This is a genomic window from Rhizobium mongolense USDA 1844 (assembly GCF_000419765.1).
GTDB classification, from domain to species: Bacteria; Pseudomonadota; Alphaproteobacteria; order Rhizobiales; family Rhizobiaceae; genus Rhizobium; species Rhizobium mongolense.
This window is the reverse complement of sequence record NZ_ATTQ01000012.1, coordinates 1-14,709: the sequence shown is the minus strand read 5'-3', so window position 1 is coordinate 14,709 and position 14,709 is coordinate 1. Positions and strand designations below refer to the sequence as shown.

General features: G+C 54.4%; 13 protein-coding genes. 6 read left to right on the top strand and 7 right to left on the bottom strand.

Annotated features, from left to right (window positions below; translation table 11 throughout):
* Nucleotides 1-32 precede the first annotated feature (32 nt).
* The gene (locus A3C3_RS0122500; protein WP_022716842.1) at nucleotides 33-692 is read right to left on the bottom strand and encodes an ABC transporter ATP-binding protein; all 660 of its coding nucleotides are present in this window, start codon (nucleotides 690-692) and stop codon (nucleotides 33-35) included.
* Nucleotides 689-1,459, bottom strand: coding sequence for an ABC transporter permease (locus A3C3_RS0122495; protein ID WP_022716841.1), 771 nt, complete (start codon nucleotides 1,457-1,459; stop codon nucleotides 689-691). The genes A3C3_RS0122500 and A3C3_RS0122495 overlap by 4 nt, the downstream gene beginning before the upstream one ends.
* Before the next feature lie 829 nt (nucleotides 1,460-2,288).
* Here A3C3_RS0122495 and A3C3_RS38945 point away from each other — a divergent pair.
* Nucleotides 2,289-3,479: a right-handed parallel beta-helix repeat-containing protein gene (locus A3C3_RS38945; protein ID WP_022716840.1), complete on the top strand. Its 1,191-nt coding sequence runs from the start codon at nucleotides 2,289-2,291 to the stop codon at nucleotides 3,477-3,479.
* A gap of 704 nt (nucleotides 3,480-4,183) precedes the next feature.
* Nucleotides 4,184-5,035 carry a glycosyltransferase family 32 protein gene (locus tag A3C3_RS0122480; RefSeq protein WP_022716838.1) on the top strand — a complete coding sequence of 284 codons (852 nt, stop codon included), beginning with the start codon at nucleotides 4,184-4,186 and terminating at the stop codon, nucleotides 5,033-5,035.
* Nucleotides 5,036-5,568: 533 nt separating this feature from the next.
* On the opposite strand, the gene A3C3_RS47200 is transcribed toward A3C3_RS0122480, so the two are convergent.
* Complete coding sequence (locus A3C3_RS47200; protein ID WP_022716836.1) at nucleotides 5,569-5,859, bottom strand: hypothetical protein; 291 nt, start codon at nucleotides 5,857-5,859, stop codon at nucleotides 5,569-5,571.
* A gap of 155 nt (nucleotides 5,860-6,014) precedes the next feature.
* Here A3C3_RS47200 and A3C3_RS47960 point away from each other — a divergent pair, with 155 nt between their 5' ends.
* From A3C3_RS47960 to A3C3_RS0122445, 4 genes are all read left to right on the top strand, one after another.
* Nucleotides 6,015-6,656 (top strand): CatB-related O-acetyltransferase, encoded by a 642-nt coding sequence (locus A3C3_RS47960; protein ID WP_022716835.1) that lies wholly within the window; start codon nucleotides 6,015-6,017, stop codon nucleotides 6,654-6,656.
* 81 nt (nucleotides 6,657-6,737) lie between these two features.
* Nucleotides 6,738-7,397: an acyltransferase gene (locus A3C3_RS38940; RefSeq protein WP_022716834.1), complete on the top strand. Its 660-nt coding sequence runs from the start codon at nucleotides 6,738-6,740 to the stop codon at nucleotides 7,395-7,397.
* Nucleotides 7,398-7,603: 206 nt separating this feature from the next.
* Nucleotides 7,604-9,868, top strand: a complete 2,265-nt coding sequence (locus A3C3_RS0122455; RefSeq protein ID WP_022716833.1) for a capsular polysaccharide export protein, LipB/KpsS family — start codon at nucleotides 7,604-7,606, stop codon at nucleotides 9,866-9,868.
* 514 nt (nucleotides 9,869-10,382) lie between these two features.
* Nucleotides 10,383-10,598 carry a hypothetical protein gene (locus tag A3C3_RS0122445; RefSeq protein WP_022716831.1) on the top strand — a complete coding sequence of 72 codons (216 nt, stop codon included), beginning with the start codon at nucleotides 10,383-10,385 and terminating at the stop codon, nucleotides 10,596-10,598.
* A 246-nt stretch (nucleotides 10,599-10,844) separates the two neighbouring features.
* On the opposite strand, the gene A3C3_RS47955 is transcribed toward A3C3_RS0122445, so the two are convergent.
* The 4 genes from A3C3_RS47955 to tnpA all read right to left on the bottom strand — a co-directional run bounded on the left by A3C3_RS47955 (nucleotide 10,845) and on the right by tnpA (nucleotide 14,631).
* Nucleotides 10,845-11,909 carry a calcium-binding protein gene (locus A3C3_RS47955; protein WP_167521957.1) on the bottom strand — a complete coding sequence of 355 codons (1,065 nt, stop codon included), beginning with the start codon at nucleotides 11,907-11,909 and terminating at the stop codon, nucleotides 10,845-10,847.
* Between the two features lie 305 nt (nucleotides 11,910-12,214).
* The gene (gene tnpC, locus A3C3_RS0122435) at nucleotides 12,215-13,852 is read right to left on the bottom strand and encodes an IS66 family transposase (protein WP_022714075.1); all 1,638 of its coding nucleotides are present in this window, start codon (nucleotides 13,850-13,852) and stop codon (nucleotides 12,215-12,217) included.
* 45 nt (nucleotides 13,853-13,897) lie between these two features.
* The gene (gene tnpB, locus A3C3_RS0122430) at nucleotides 13,898-14,245 is read right to left on the bottom strand and encodes an IS66 family insertion sequence element accessory protein TnpB (protein ID WP_022714076.1); all 348 of its coding nucleotides are present in this window, start codon (nucleotides 14,243-14,245) and stop codon (nucleotides 13,898-13,900) included.
* Nucleotides 14,242-14,631, bottom strand: a complete 390-nt coding sequence (gene tnpA, locus A3C3_RS0122425) for an IS66-like element accessory protein TnpA (protein ID WP_022714077.1) — start codon at nucleotides 14,629-14,631, stop codon at nucleotides 14,242-14,244. Before tnpA ends, tnpB begins: the two co-directional genes overlap by 4 nt.
* Nucleotides 14,632-14,709: the final 78 nt, after the last annotated feature.

Genomic DNA, 14,709 nt, shown 5'->3' with positions numbered 1-14,709 from the left:
GTGTTCTGGACCTGGCGGCTTGGCAGTCGTCATCAGTTGCCCTTCATGTTTCGCTCATGAATCCGGATAGCATCTTCCACATCATCGAAATACGTGAGTTTGCCATTTTCGAGAACTACTCCGCAATCGCAGTACTCACGGATGGTGCTTGTGCTGTGGGAAACCATGATAACATCAGAATCTTGCAATCGGTGTTGGAAGACATCATGGCATTTTTTTTTGAAGTTCGCATCCCCGACCGCAGTGATCTCATCAACCAGATAATAATCGAAGTTGACGCCCATGCTGACACCGAAGGCGAGACGCGCCTTCATCCCGGAGGAATAAGTACCAACAGGGGCGTGGAAGAATGGGCCTAGCTCGGCAAAATCGGTGACATAATCGACCAGCTCTTCGGTATCGACACCGTAAATGCGCGCGACAAAGCGAACATTCTGCTCTCCGGACATGCTTGGTTGAAAGCTACCTTGAAAACCGAGAGGCCAGGAAATTTTGCCTTGTCTTACTATGCGCCCCCGATCAAGCCGCAGCGATCCTGCGATCAATTGCAAGAGCGTCGATTTCCCCGCGCCGTTTCGTCCGAGCAGGCCGACACTCTTACCACGCTTGATAACAAGGGAGGCGTTCTCGATGATTGGCTTCGTTACGCCCTTTGTCTTCACATACTTGGTCGCGCGTTCAAGTCTAATCATCGGCCTCTCGCCACCGCTGCGGAATTGGTGAAGACAAAGAGACCGGCGAAGATCGCCGTGAAAACAAAAGAATAAAGATAGAACATGTCGAGTTCCGCCGCCCGGTATTGGGGGTAGAAGCCTCGGCGGAACAGCATGACCACATGAACCAAAGGATTGAAAAGCACGACCTCACGCATAGGTCCCGGAAGCGCGTCGGGCAAGAAAAAAACGCCAGAGATCAGAAACATCGGTCGATTTACGATGTTGAAGACCTGTTCGTAGAATGGAAAACGCAGGAACATTATGGTGTTGAATATGCCGACACCAAGACCCAAGAGCGTCGCGGCAAGTGCCGCCTCCAGGATCGCCGGCCAATAGAGCTCAGGCGGTTGATGCATTGTCACAATGATCGCACCGAGAACACAGATGGCGACGAACACCGTCGTAGCAGCCTGAAGGATATACCGCGCGACGATTGTATCGATCGGGGCAACATTTGGATAGCTGAGCAAAGTCCGGTTAGATTTGATAGCGCCGTTCAAAAAACCGCACATCGCGGCATAAAATTGGAATGCAATATAGCCGGTTGCGAAAAACAGCGGAAAACTTGTCCCCAGAGCCGGCAATCTTGCGATTCCCATGAAGATCACGGACATGAAAGCGATATGGGCCGCAGGGTCGAGGATCGCCCATATGTATCCCCCCGGCTTATTGCCGAAGCGGGTCGACATTTCGCGGATGAGCAATGCGGCAACAACGCGAATATGGGTCGTCAAGTAATACAATAAGAGGTCCCCGAAACAAGCCGCTTCACCATTCCGGCATTAATATCATTGTTTGTGGTAAGAGTTAGCCCCTCAGACCAGATTCCTCCATCATTAATCAGATCGAGCGTGTCTCGCAACAAGGGCAGGAGCCCATCGCCGCAAAGATCGCTTCTCCCAAGGCCCCAATCCGATAGCGCGCACTCAAACCAGAACGAGCTTCGCCGCCACCGCCTCTTGCCTGCGGCAAGGTGTTGGCATCAGCTCGGAGCGAGATAGCTGACAAGGTTTCGGTTTTTGTGATCGTGCGCCCTCACCTTCAACGCCCGCATCGCCGCAATTGGCGAAACTCTCCAGAAGGGCAGTTACTTCGGTATATGGTTCCTTCGACCACGAAGCCGGCAGAACGATAGTTCTCAGGAGGCTTCGAATGCGACCATGCCGGGGTCATCCAGACTTTGGCTTTTCTCGGGCCACATCCGTGCCCGACCAATACGACATCGACGTCCCCTGAACCGCTAGAGGACCGCGTCCGCTGCCTCGACGGCGGCGGTCGCCGTGTCGGGCCAACGTGCCAAGGCCATCAATGGACGCCGCGACCGCATCGACAGAATCGATAATGGTCTGGTCACCGAGCCGCGATTTTCCAAGCTCCAGCATGGCAGCTCGCGCGGACCTCAACAAAGTCGCAGTCTCAACGCCGGCAGTGGGCCGGTATGTGATTTTGTTTGTTGCGACATTGCAATGAAGATGTCTATAGAAATGAAAAGGGCTCCGCCGCATCGAGCCTTGGCATTGAACCTATTCAGTTCAATCAACACAAATCTTTCAGTTATCTAAGGAGGCGAGGATGCGGTTTTCGCTGGCGTTGATGCTCTACGGCACTATTCAAGCGTCCGTCCCACTTCATGCGGCGTTCGCGCAACAGCCCCCCTCCAACTGCACCGCGCCACAGAATGTCAGCGCCAATTTCAGACTAGATCGGAATTGCAGATATACCGGACCGATATTGATCGACTCATCCAACGTCACCTTAGACTGTGACGGGGCGACGATAGATGCAACCAGATCCAGAAACGGCATTACCATCGAGGGTCGAGGTATCCGCAATGCTACCGTAAAAAGCTGCAAGGTCGACGGTGCCAAGAGCGAAGGAATATTCATCAAGCCGCCCTTGACTGCTCCAGAAATGGCTGCGTTACCTAAGGCCAAACGATATGATATCGCGCCCCAGAATGTGTCCATCATCGATTCCACTGTGACGAATTCAGGGAACGTCGGCATTTATGTAGGTAATTACGCTCAAAGCACACTTATAAGGAATACACTGGTTACGAACTCGGGCAGCACAGCGATCTATCTTGATGCCTCTTCTGTTCGCGCCATCGTCGAAAACAGCACTTTCAAGGGCAATGGCTTTGGAGACCCTTTGGGCAGAAGCAAAGGGAAGCTCAATCGTGAGGCGATCGCCATCGATTCCTCCGCATACAACACCATCCTGAACAATAACTTTTCTGGAAACTCGGCCGGAGGTGTCTTTCTCTACAAGAACTGCTGGGAGCGCCACAATAGTCCAAAACAGGCTCAGCGATGGCAACATTCCAGCTTCAATACAATTAACGGCAATCGATTCACTGAGAAAGTTGGCGTATGGATCGCGTCACGCCAGGCGAAAAACTTGACGAATTGGAACTGTGGAGATCCGCCGCTTGCTCCCGGATATTTCCGCGATTACGCTGACCATAACACAATCGTTTCCAACGTTTTCACCGGAGGGAACATTGGCGTCATCATCCAGGACGACTTTACGACACTCAAAGAGAACCGGTTTTTCAACCAAACGGAATCGTGTGTAGTTCTGGGCTCAGAGCTGAGAGACAGCCTTTTGGGTGCTCCGATTGAGGGTACGACAATGGCCAAAAACTCCTGTGTTGGATTGAACGGCGATAATGGCTTCCGCCCCGAGGGTGAATCAGTGTTTGAAGCCTGCTCCGAAAATTTCTTGGACAATCGACCGTTCAATTGCGGCGGTATTCGTTGAGCCTCCGTCGCCAACGCGCCAGCCGTGGTCTGCAGCGTGGGAAACACACCTGCTGGGAGTGCCCGCACAGCAGACCGGCAAGCAATATGACCCGGATACTCCACGCACGGCGAAGCACCCGGCGCCAGTTGCCGACGTGTTTTGTCGAGTTTAACGCTTGAAAGGATCGGCGACCCCCGCATTTCTGCGAGGTCGCACCAAAATCAAATACTTAGAGAACGGTGGGACTAACCACGACCCCATTGATATCATTGCGGAACTGAAAATCTTAGATCTTACCCTTCAATCTCAGATCGCACCATTCTCCCCCGGATCGGCAGACCCTTGTACGGCATCTGCCGCAGATTGCCGTCATGCGTCCAGGCGCGATAGTCGACCTGACGCGCAGTTCATGCGCCGTGCGTTCTTTGAACGCCGGTATCGACCGATCCGACATAGGCAAGCTTCTTGCCTTGGCGTGTGTGGTCCGGCGACGAGGAAGCTGTGGTGTCCGAAGAGCTTCCCGAGCTGCGCATCGAGGTCACCAGCTCGGCGCCCTTCGATCTACATGCTCTCCCCGGCAACCGATGAATTTGCCACGTTGCAGGAGGATCGTAGCATTTCCGAGAGATAGCCGGAGCTTGACAAATACACTCCTGAGAAATTAAAGGGCATCTAATGTAATCCTCGCTATTGCTGGTAGCGAGATGGGGTGGGACGTGACAATGAACTTTCTCACCCGGCTCGCCGGGATATTTCGGCGCTCGAAATCACCGGATTTTGTTTCCTTTTGGCACGGCCACATCGATGGATTAACATATGGTTGCCTTGCATCTTTCCCGTATCACGGCGCCCGGCTTCGGTTGTACTCTTACGATGACAATATTAAAGTTCCTCCTGGAATCGATTTGGCTGATGCGCGTGAAATTTGCCCAGATAAGAGCTTGATCGGGCGCTATATCGCGGATGGAAAGGTGGAGTTCTCGAAATTCTCGAATCTCTTTCGTTATTTATTAATCAAGCAAACTGGCTGCTGTTGGATCGACTGCGATCTCCTTTGTCTAAGGCCACCTGAATTTCAACATGACGAGATGGTTTTCGGATATCAGTATCCTAAGGAAAATATGCAAGCGATTAATGGAGCAGTTCTAAAGCTCCCTCGTGAACACGCTGTCTTGGCGGACATGATTCAACATGCGCGCGATGTCGTGGACTTAGACCAGCGTTGGGGCGCCATCGGGCCCCGGCTAGTCACGACAAAATTTAATGAGGCCGGTTTATCCGAATTTGCCAGTGCAACGGCTGATTATTACCCGATTTCCCCCGCTCATTTCTGGAAACTGATATTGCCAGAAGGACGAGAAAGCGTTGAAGCGGCTGTGCGCACGTCCAAGCTCCTCCATCTCTGGCATAAAAAGTTCGAAGTGGCCGGGTACAACAAGGAACTCGCTCCCCCAAGGGGGTCGTATTTGCATCGCGCATTGGAGCGCGTCGGTGGATTGGATAGATTCACCGGAATATACGACGGGGATGAACTTAGAGTACAACTCGGCCGCTGGCTGCCTTCAGTAGGGTAGCATGAGCGGCGATCTACAGCCAAAGAGTATTAGCGCGAGCCGGAATGGCACCCCAGAGGACCGTATGGAAGGCCATGAACCATTCCATCATCCGGGGGGCCGAAGCGATGCTGGATGCGAATCCAGATGCCAGGACCGGCGTAAGGTGTGTCCGCCATCAGCATCATCTGCGGCAGGCCGGCTGCGCATCACAGGTGCGATTATGAGCCGCAACCTAGTTGGCGAAAGGCCGGTCGTTGGCGATTATATACTGGCGAGTGTCGGCAGATGGCGTCATCCGCCCGCAGAGGTTTTTGTCTGGCACCCGGCGGCCGTTAAGTTCACGGCGGATACCAGCATCATCAAGCTTCCCAATCTCAGCATTGGTCTTTCCTCGTCCTTGATGAGTTCCATGGATTTCCGAAGAGCGTCGGCGCGCTCAGCAGTCGGGCCTTCAGCGCGCGGCGGGGTAGCCACCAGCCGCCGGCAGCATGAGGCCGTCAGGGATAAACTTCAGCATTCTCGCTCACTTTCTTCTCGACGGCATCCCCTTCTTACGCCACAACAGGAAACCGCCGCAGTCCCGAGTGCAACCAGCACGATGACGAGGTTCTGCCACGGCATGCTCCCGATCGCGGCAACGGCTCGCCGCCAATCGTCACCGGCACCGATACCTCTTTTGATTTCCACCAAGGTGCATCCACGCTAGGCGGCGTCACGGCGACAGGCATCCGATCTAGGCCGAATACCTCGCGATCGAGCGCGACGAGCACGGAACTCAAGTTTGCTTCATTGACGGGATTGATCGCAGCCGCGCGGATTTCTTGGGCGCTGATGACGCTCATTTTGAAGTCTCCGATATTAAGAACATTTTTGAGAAGGCGGTCCGGCTTACCTGGGAGCCAATTCATCTCGAAGCAACAATCCAGCGCTAGGACGAGTTGCGACACGCGCCCTATCTGGACTAGAAGCCTTGGGCAGGAGCGACAAGGAGGAAAACATGCCGGGTGAAACATCCACGATAGCGGGCTCCGCTACCGTGAAGGTCGGAATGCTTGAAGATCCTATCCATGTCGGACCAGCATGCGCGGTCACGGCTGAATCCATTGGGCGCTACTGCTTCGTGAATGCCGGTACCTGCATCTATGACGGGGTTACGATCGGGCGTTTCGTCACCTTTGCCAGAAACTGTCAAATCGGCGGCGCGGAGCACCCAATTCATTACGTGTCCACGAGCTACTTCAGGATATTGAAGAGTTGGTTTCCCAATGATCCAGTCGCCCAGAATGCCGCGATGATTCCGAACACCTGGCCGAAAGACAGAAAGCGTTCCAACAAAATCGTCATCGGCAATGATGCTTGGTTTGGAGCCGCAAGCCTGGTCTTGAGGGGCGTGACCATCGGTGACGGTGCAGTCATCGGAGCGGGCGCCGTGGTAACCAAAGACGTGCCACCATATGCTATCGTCGCCGGGAATCCCGCCAAAATCATCAGATACCGGTTTGAGCCTCAGATCATCGAAAAGCTTCTGCGCGTCAGGTGGTGGGACCGAGAGTTGGATATCATCCTGAAATTGCCGCTTGATGATGTAGGGAAGACAATTGACATTCTTTTGGAAGAGGACGCGCGAAAGGCCTCTTAGAAAATTCCCGCTGCCCGCGAGTTGCAGTGAGAACTCTATCTGGCTAGAAGCCTCTGACGGAGTGCAACGATGGGGGGGAACATGCCGGCACAGCTTACGGAACTGCTTGATTATACCGACGCCGATTTGAACTCCCTCTCGGTGGGCAAAGAACCTCGTTTCAAGTCAAGCAAGATTCTTTTCAACGAAAAGAATTCTTCGGTGAAGATCGGCGACAAGGCCAACATTACGCAATGCCTCATCACACTGGGACGCAACTCGGAACTCGTGATCGGTGACGGTTGCTCGATCAGTGGAAAGATCACTGTCGGCCTGAATAGCCGCATCACCATCGGACGAGACTTCAGCGTCACGGGCAACATCACTTTAAGAGCTGTTGAGTCAACGTTCATCAATATCGGAGATGATTGCCTGTTTGGATCCGATATCATCATTCGGACGGCGGACGGTCACCCCGTCTACGATGCTTCAACCCGAGAGCGCCTGAATACTTCTACGTCAATTTCGATTGGCAACCACGTTTGGATTGCAGATCGCGCGGTAATCCTGAAAGGTAGCGATATAGGCAACGCCTCCGTCGTTGGCGTCGGCAGCGTCCTTACCAAAAAGATCGCAGCCAACTGTATTGCGGTCGGAAATCCCGCCCGTGTCGTTAAAACAGGAACTACCTGGGAGCGTAGCCCGAACATCCGGACGGAAGAGTATTATTTCGATTCCGATGCTCTAGGTAGAGAAAATTAGCAAATTCAACGACTGCGATTACAAAACTTTGCTATTGATCGCTCTTAGGTAGTGGAGTATGGACCGCGTGTTTTCTAGACTGCGAAGCGATGTTGACAGCGTCCACTCCTGTCGCTAAGTGGGCGTTGTCAACCCGGCAAGTACTAACAGCGATTTAAAAGGCCCCCGACACCCGACGCGAGTCCGGGTATCGGAATGGAGAAATGATGCCTAAGAAAAGCAAAGCATTGATCACCGCGATTATTCCGATTCGCTTATCCAAGGAAAAACTCTATGACGAGGTCGAGCGGATTGACCGGATCGTAGCCACGCTACCCGACATGTATTCGGTTATCATAGTCGACTACGGAACCGATTCGGTGCGTTCGAAAGAGCTGAAAGACGCTGCCGAACGAAATAACATAGAACTTGTTCGCGTCGAAACCGAGAGAGAGCCGTTCAGCATTGGCGCTGCCCGTGATATCGGCACCCAACACTCCAAGACTCCCCTGGTGATGTATCATGACATCGACTTTCTGATGTCGACAGAGAATTACCTAAGAGTTGTATCGGAATGCCGACTGAGGGATATGCCGCAGAATGCATACGCGTTCTTTGCTCTTCCGGGAGCTTACCTCACCCGGGAATTCACTGAACGTTACCTTGAACTTCATTCTTCTGGCGACGCTTCCTTCGCTGACGCATTGGTTCACGACGGCGTAATGCGCCACGAAAAAAAAGTATTCGAACACAGTACATTTGCCATTTCAGCAATCGTCGCGAACCGTCATCACCTCCTGGCCATTGGCGGTCACGATACAAGCTTTACCGGACACGGCGCTGAAGATTTCGAGTTGATGCATCGGCTGACTTCGTATTACGAACGAGGTCCACGCCCTCACGATTATTACAAGAACACAAAGAACAACTCTATTTTAGAGTACGAGGGGTTCCGCGCCTTTTATGCACTCTATGGTATTGATGTGTTCCAACGTGGAACGGTTATCGCGCACCTTTGGCATCCCCGCCGCCAAGATTTTGGATACGTTGGAACCAGTAATCAGGTGCGCGTTTCCAAAACAATGCGAGAGTTTGACGATGGCCTGACGTCAATACCTCCATTGCAAGACGAAACATCTGGCGAATTCACTCTTGTCCTAATACAGCCCGGTACTATGCCGGCACGTGCCTTGCGACATGCCATGCCGGCTCTCGGCAGATTTCGTGCTATTCCGGAGAAGTCATTCGCCGACGCTGCCTCCCTGCTCGATTTCGTTCGATCGGAGCGTTTCACCAGAGTTTTCTTCCTCAATCCATACGGCAATGAGCATCGGCTAAGCCTTTACCGATCGGTGAAGGAAACCGGCATTCGTTTTGTCGCATACGATCGCGGCGCACTTCCCGATAGCTGGTTCTTTGACACTGAAGGCTTCCTTGGCGAAAGCCAATCATATGCACGCGGCCGCTGGGACAATCCTCTCTCCCATGAGGATAGGAACAAAACGCTTGAATGGATTGATCGCCTCAACCTGAGTGACAACACCCTAGAAAAAAATGGCTCACGTATCGGCGCCGATCATCTCCGCCAGAAACTTCACATTGGCGATCGAAAGGTTATATTCGTAGCGCTGCAGCGTCCCTCTGATACGGCAACTATCTATTTCTCTGGGCCATGCCAAGACGCCGGCACTTTCAACGAGTGGGTGTCACAACTTGCAACGTCGATCGACTCTCGCAGATATGTAGTCATCGCAAAGAAACATCCCCTCGAAACACAGCGGCCTGAGATCGAGAATGTTACCTTCGTCGACGACGATACGCACATCAAAGATCTGATTGATCTTGCGGATAAGCTGGTTTTGATAAATTCCGGCAGCGGTTTGATTGCGGCAACCCTTGGAAAGCCTGTAATCTGCTGCGGCAATGCGTTCTACGCTCACAGCGGGTTCACATTCGAAGCGACCACTCCCGACGAGCTGGTCGATCTTGCTCAATCAGATCTATCTGTCGATGAGGAGACCAAGCTTCGCTTTGTCAAATATCTTGTGTTCGACTTCTACTCCTTCGGTAAAACCGAATATCTTGACAAGGTCGCACCGGACGGCTCATTGCGGCGTTTGGCTCGCAGGACTGTTTATTCCCATCTACGCGGCTTGACATCCTCACCAATAGAGCTTGGCGAAGAGCCGAAAGGCATAAGCCTGGACGCTCCGCTGTTCTACTCATTTGGCGGCAGGAAAGGTATCAAAGCCATAAGCGAGGCAAAAAAAGCCAAGATCGCCGCGCCAGCGCCACCGCTTCCGCCCGTCAGGCAGTTGTCGACGTTAAGGAGACCTCTCGTCCCTATTATTCGTCCTGTCGTTAGAGCGCTCGGTACGAAGAAAAAAGATGTGCAGAAATTTGAAGCTGATCCAGCCGGTTTCTTTGCCAATCTCAAGAACCCTGCATACCGGGTGATCGGTTCACTTCTCTTTCCCGTAAGAAGCAGTTGAAGACCAACGATCCCACAGAGGCGATGCATGGCCAGGCGGCCGCGTTTCGCACTGGCGTCCGTCTCTGCGCGGCAACACCTAGTGCGAGACGAGATACTCCGAAAATTCTCAGCCACTATTCGGCACGGGTTACGCAATGCTCGGCGGTGGGCGAGAAGGCGAGCTTCTATAGTCGGTTAGTTTCCTTTCCTCCTGTGACAAGTCGAACGACGTGGGAAGCCATGCGCAAAGCCGTTCATGTTGGCGGGCTGCACTTGCGACTCGTAGGGGTTTATTGTCATTTGCTCAGCAGTCGAAACAGGAACAGGTATGGAAAAGAACCTAATAGAGCAATTAATCCGCGAAATCGAAGGACTCCGCGACACTTTCCAAACTACGTTGGGAGCATTAGCCTTGTACGACGGTGAGTAACGGTGACCCGCGGGCCAGGTGGGCAATAAATACGAACAAACGAACCGTATGCTCGCGCCTTCGTTTTCACGGCGGCGTGGTCTAACCTTTGGAGATGACCATTATGTGGATTGAACTTAACGACGACGGCGATCGATCCGTTTACGTGAACATGGACAATGCCATGGACGTGCGTCGTTCTTTTGAAAGCGATAATCTCACCGAGATCATGATGACCGGGGGCTACAGGGTGCTGGTTGTGGAAAGCCCCAATGACATCATGAGTATGATCTCAGAGGAGCAAAGACGATTGGCCCATATATCGAAGACCGCTTATTGATGTTGTGAAAGCGCAGTCGAGCTTGACGTTCTCCTTCCGGTTGGCTCGGGCCGAAATTCGTACGTCGAAATGGCCCACTCCTCCAAGTGATTTTGATGTCTTGGCCAGCGCGATGATGAAGTTCGACGCCTCATCCCCGAACATGAGTTCAGGGGAAAACGAGCCATCTGTCACCTCTTCGCATGGGAGAAAGTATCTAACATATAGGCAAAAAATCACCGAACCGGGATTCTGACGCTTTTCCCGTCACAGAAAGAAGTAGCTGTTCCATATCGTGACAGCATCGTCCAAGTGGATTGTATAGTCGGTACTCGCGTCACCGTTGACGTCGCCATAGATGTAAGTGTCCGAGGCAGTCTTAACAAAGCGGAGTTCACCAGCTTCTCCTGAAAACGCGGCCGTTCCGATGAAACTGAACGCCTGGTCACCGGCGATCGACTGATTTGCGTCGATCTTCGACATATCTATGCGGTCTGACTGCGTGGTGGTGAAATCAAGAATAGAATCTCCTGAATGGTCGGCCCATGCTTTGAAGATGAAGCGGTCAGCTCCTGAACCGCCAACGAGTTGGTCGGCCCCGCTACCGCCGTGGAGCCAATCGTTTCCCCCCGAACCCGAGAGGTAATCATTACCCGCGTCGCCGCTCAGATAGTTCGCCGCGGCGTTACCATAGAGGCGGTCTGCATAGCTGGAACCGGCAAGGCTTTCTATGGATATGTAGGTATCGCCGTAGGCGTTCTGCGTGTTGCCACCCGGATTGCCGAGGCTCGCGACAACACCGCTTGAAGCTCCGGCATATGATGCAGTGTCACTACCCGCGCCACCGTCGATCCGATCCTTACCGGCGCCTCCGATGATCGTGTCGTTGCCGTCGTCACCCACGAGAGTGTCATTTCCTGCGTTGCCATGCAGCGTGTCATTACCCGCAAAGCCACGCAGATAGTCGAATATACCTCCGCCCCTGAGTACGTCATTGCCCGCGAGCGCCCTTCCGATCACGGCAATGTCGTCGCTCGTCGTGTATGTCTCCGCCGCATCTACGATGCTCGTGACGGCAATGCTTACACCGTCGACGTACGAGACTCGATTACCGTTATCGAAGAAAGCATAGCTCCTTACGGTTCCACCCGTTGGGACACCATCGGAGTCGTAACTGAACCCGCGTCCCCAAAATTCCTCTACGGTCCCGTCGCTGAAATGTGCGGCAAAGATCGTCGACCCGTAGGTGTAGGAATCAGCATATGGCAACCATCCAAAATCGATGCCGCGCATATCCAAGCCATAGTCGGCATTAACAGTGAGTGTCGCCATCATCGCCCCTCCAAAAAAACCCCGATGCCCAGAGGCTTATGAATTATTTTTTGCAAGCGCAACCATGAATCTCAAAAATGTTTGAACACACCCAGGCTCTGTGTGAGCGGATCAACGGCATCACGCGCTCTGAGTGCGCTATCGCATTTCCAGTTGCAAGAGACCTAAACACCCGCTCCGCGCTTCCGCCCCTCCTTCCCTCCTCGGGTCTAGGCTGAGCTCAGCCGAGCGGCCGAACCGCGCGGCAAGCGGATGAACGAGAACTAGGACTTAGATTACCGTAAGCATACGGTGAAGGCCGCATATCAGGCAGCTTCGTGGGCTGCTGCGGTCGGCGGGCTCCAATTCCATGGGAGCAATTCTTCAAGCCTCGTGACCGGCATATCCGCAATATTAGACAAGACATCAGCCAGCCAGGCCTGAGGATCAATGTCGTTGAGCTTTGCCGTCATGATCATCGTCGCCATGAAGGCAGCACGATCTGCACCGCGATCGGAACCTGCAAAGAGCCACGATTTTCTGCCGAGAGCGAAGCCGCGCAGGGCTCGTTCAGCCGCATTGTTGGTCAGGCAAATCCTGCCGTCGCTGAGGAAGGATGTGAAGCCGTCCCAGCGCTTGAGCATGTAATCGATCGGCTCGGTGACAGGTGAGCTGCGCGATAGTTTTCCCCGTTCGCCTCGCAGCCAAGCCTCAAGCTCGTCGATGAGGGGGCGGCTGTCCTTGTGACGCCGCTGCAAGCGTTCGTTGACAGAAAGTCCTTTGATGTCGCGCTCGATATCAAACAGTGCATCGATCCGCCTCACAGCCTCAAGCGCCACTGGCGAGATCGGCGTCGCATTTTTTCCGCGCTTGGCGTTCGTTGCAATGTCAGCCAGGACGAAGAACTTGCGGCGCGAGTGAGCCCAGCAAAGCGCCTGCGTCAATGGACCGGAAGCACGCTCCGACTTGAAGAGCGGGTTGTAGCCGCCATATGCATCTGCCTGCAGAATGCCGGTGAAGGTCTTGAGATGCCTCTCGGGATGCTCCTGGCGACGATCTCGCGAGGCATAATAGAGGGTTGCCGGTGGCGATGTTCCGCCGAACGGCCGGTCATCCCTGACATAAGTCCATATGCGGCCAGTTTCGGTTTTTCCCCTCGCCAGGATCGGCACCGTGGTGTCGTCGCCATGCAGCCGCTCGGCGGAAAGGACGTGCGCTTCTATCAATCGGTGCAAGGGCTTCAAGATCGCGGCGCAGGCACCGACCTGGTCGGCGAGTGTCGAAAGGCTGAGGTCGATGCCTTCTCGGGCATAACGCTCGCTTTGCCTATTCAGCGGCTGGTGTTGGCCGAACTTCTCAAACAGGATCATGGCCAAAAGGTTCGGCCCCGCGAAGCCGCGCGGTGTCACATGGAACGGGGCTGGCGGCTGGGCGATCTTCTCGCATTCTCGGCACGAGAACTTCTCGCGCACCGTCTGGATGACTTTCCACTGGCGCGGGATCACTTCCAGGGTCTCAGTGATGTCCTCGCCCAGCTTTGACAATTTGGCCGAGCCGCAGCAGGGGCAGCTTTGAGGAGCGGCAATCACAACGCGCTCGCGCGGCAGATGCTCCGGAAACGGTTTGCGCGATGGACGCTTGCGCTCAAAGGTTTTGACTGTCGATGATCGTGCCGCAATCTCCGCGGCCAGTTCGTCCTGGCTGGCGTCGGCCTCCAGCTCTTCGAGCTGCAATTCCATCTGTTCGAGAAGGCGGGCCTTTCGCTCCGAGCGGCTGCCATGGATGTCGCGCTTGAGCTTCTCGATCTCCAGTCTCAGCCGGGCAATCAGCGCATCGGAATGGGAGTTCACAGCTTGCGCACGAGCAGCAACAGCCTCGGCTTCACGACGGGCGGCGCGCTCGGCGAGGATCATCGCGTGAGCGCTGGCAAGGTCGTCGGGAAGCTGATCGGCCGCTTCGGTCATGACCAGATGGAATCATATTCGGTCTTGCCTTTCCAGCCATTTCCGCTACCCAGCCGAGCTTGGACGCCAGGTTTTTTGCGGCATTCGCCAGTCAATCCCTTCAAGCAGATAGCCGAGCTGTGCAGGAGTTATGACCACCGTGCCGTCAGCCGCTGACGGCCATATGAAGCGGCCGCGCTCCAGCTTCTTCGTGAACAGACAGGCACCTTGGCCGTCGTGCCAGATCACCTTGATCAGCCCGCCCCGACGCCCACGGAAGCAGAATAGGTGGCCGCAATGCGGATCCCCCTTCAGCGTCTCCTGCACCATCAACGACAAGCCGGGGAAGCCTTTCCTCATGTCTGTGTGTCCGGTCGCCAGCCAGACCTTAACGCCGCTCGGAACCGGGATCATCGCCGCTCGACCACGTCGAGGATCCGAGCGAGCGCTTCAGTATCGACATCGCTCTCCACACGAATGCGCCGGCCGCGGCCAAGCTCGATCGTCACAATGCTTATCTTCTTGCGCGGTCGAGGTGGCAGTGTTGTCTCCACCGGATCAGGCGCAGGCAAGGCCGCGACTTCTACGGGAATAAACTGCCGCGCTGGCGGCGGTGAGACCTGGCAGAGTTCTTTGCGCCACCGGAACAACTGACCCGCGTGGATGCCTGCCGACCGGGCAATCTCAGATACGCTGGCATTCGGCTCGAGGCAGGCCGCAACCAGCCGCTCCTTCTCTGCGCGAGACCAGCGACGACGGCGCTCCACAGAGGTGATCACTTCGATTTGCTGCATGGTCATAGGACTATTCCTAGTGCTTGCACTAGGACATCCAACGTTCCGCCTCACATCACAAGACGGCCCTCACCGTGGGGTTAC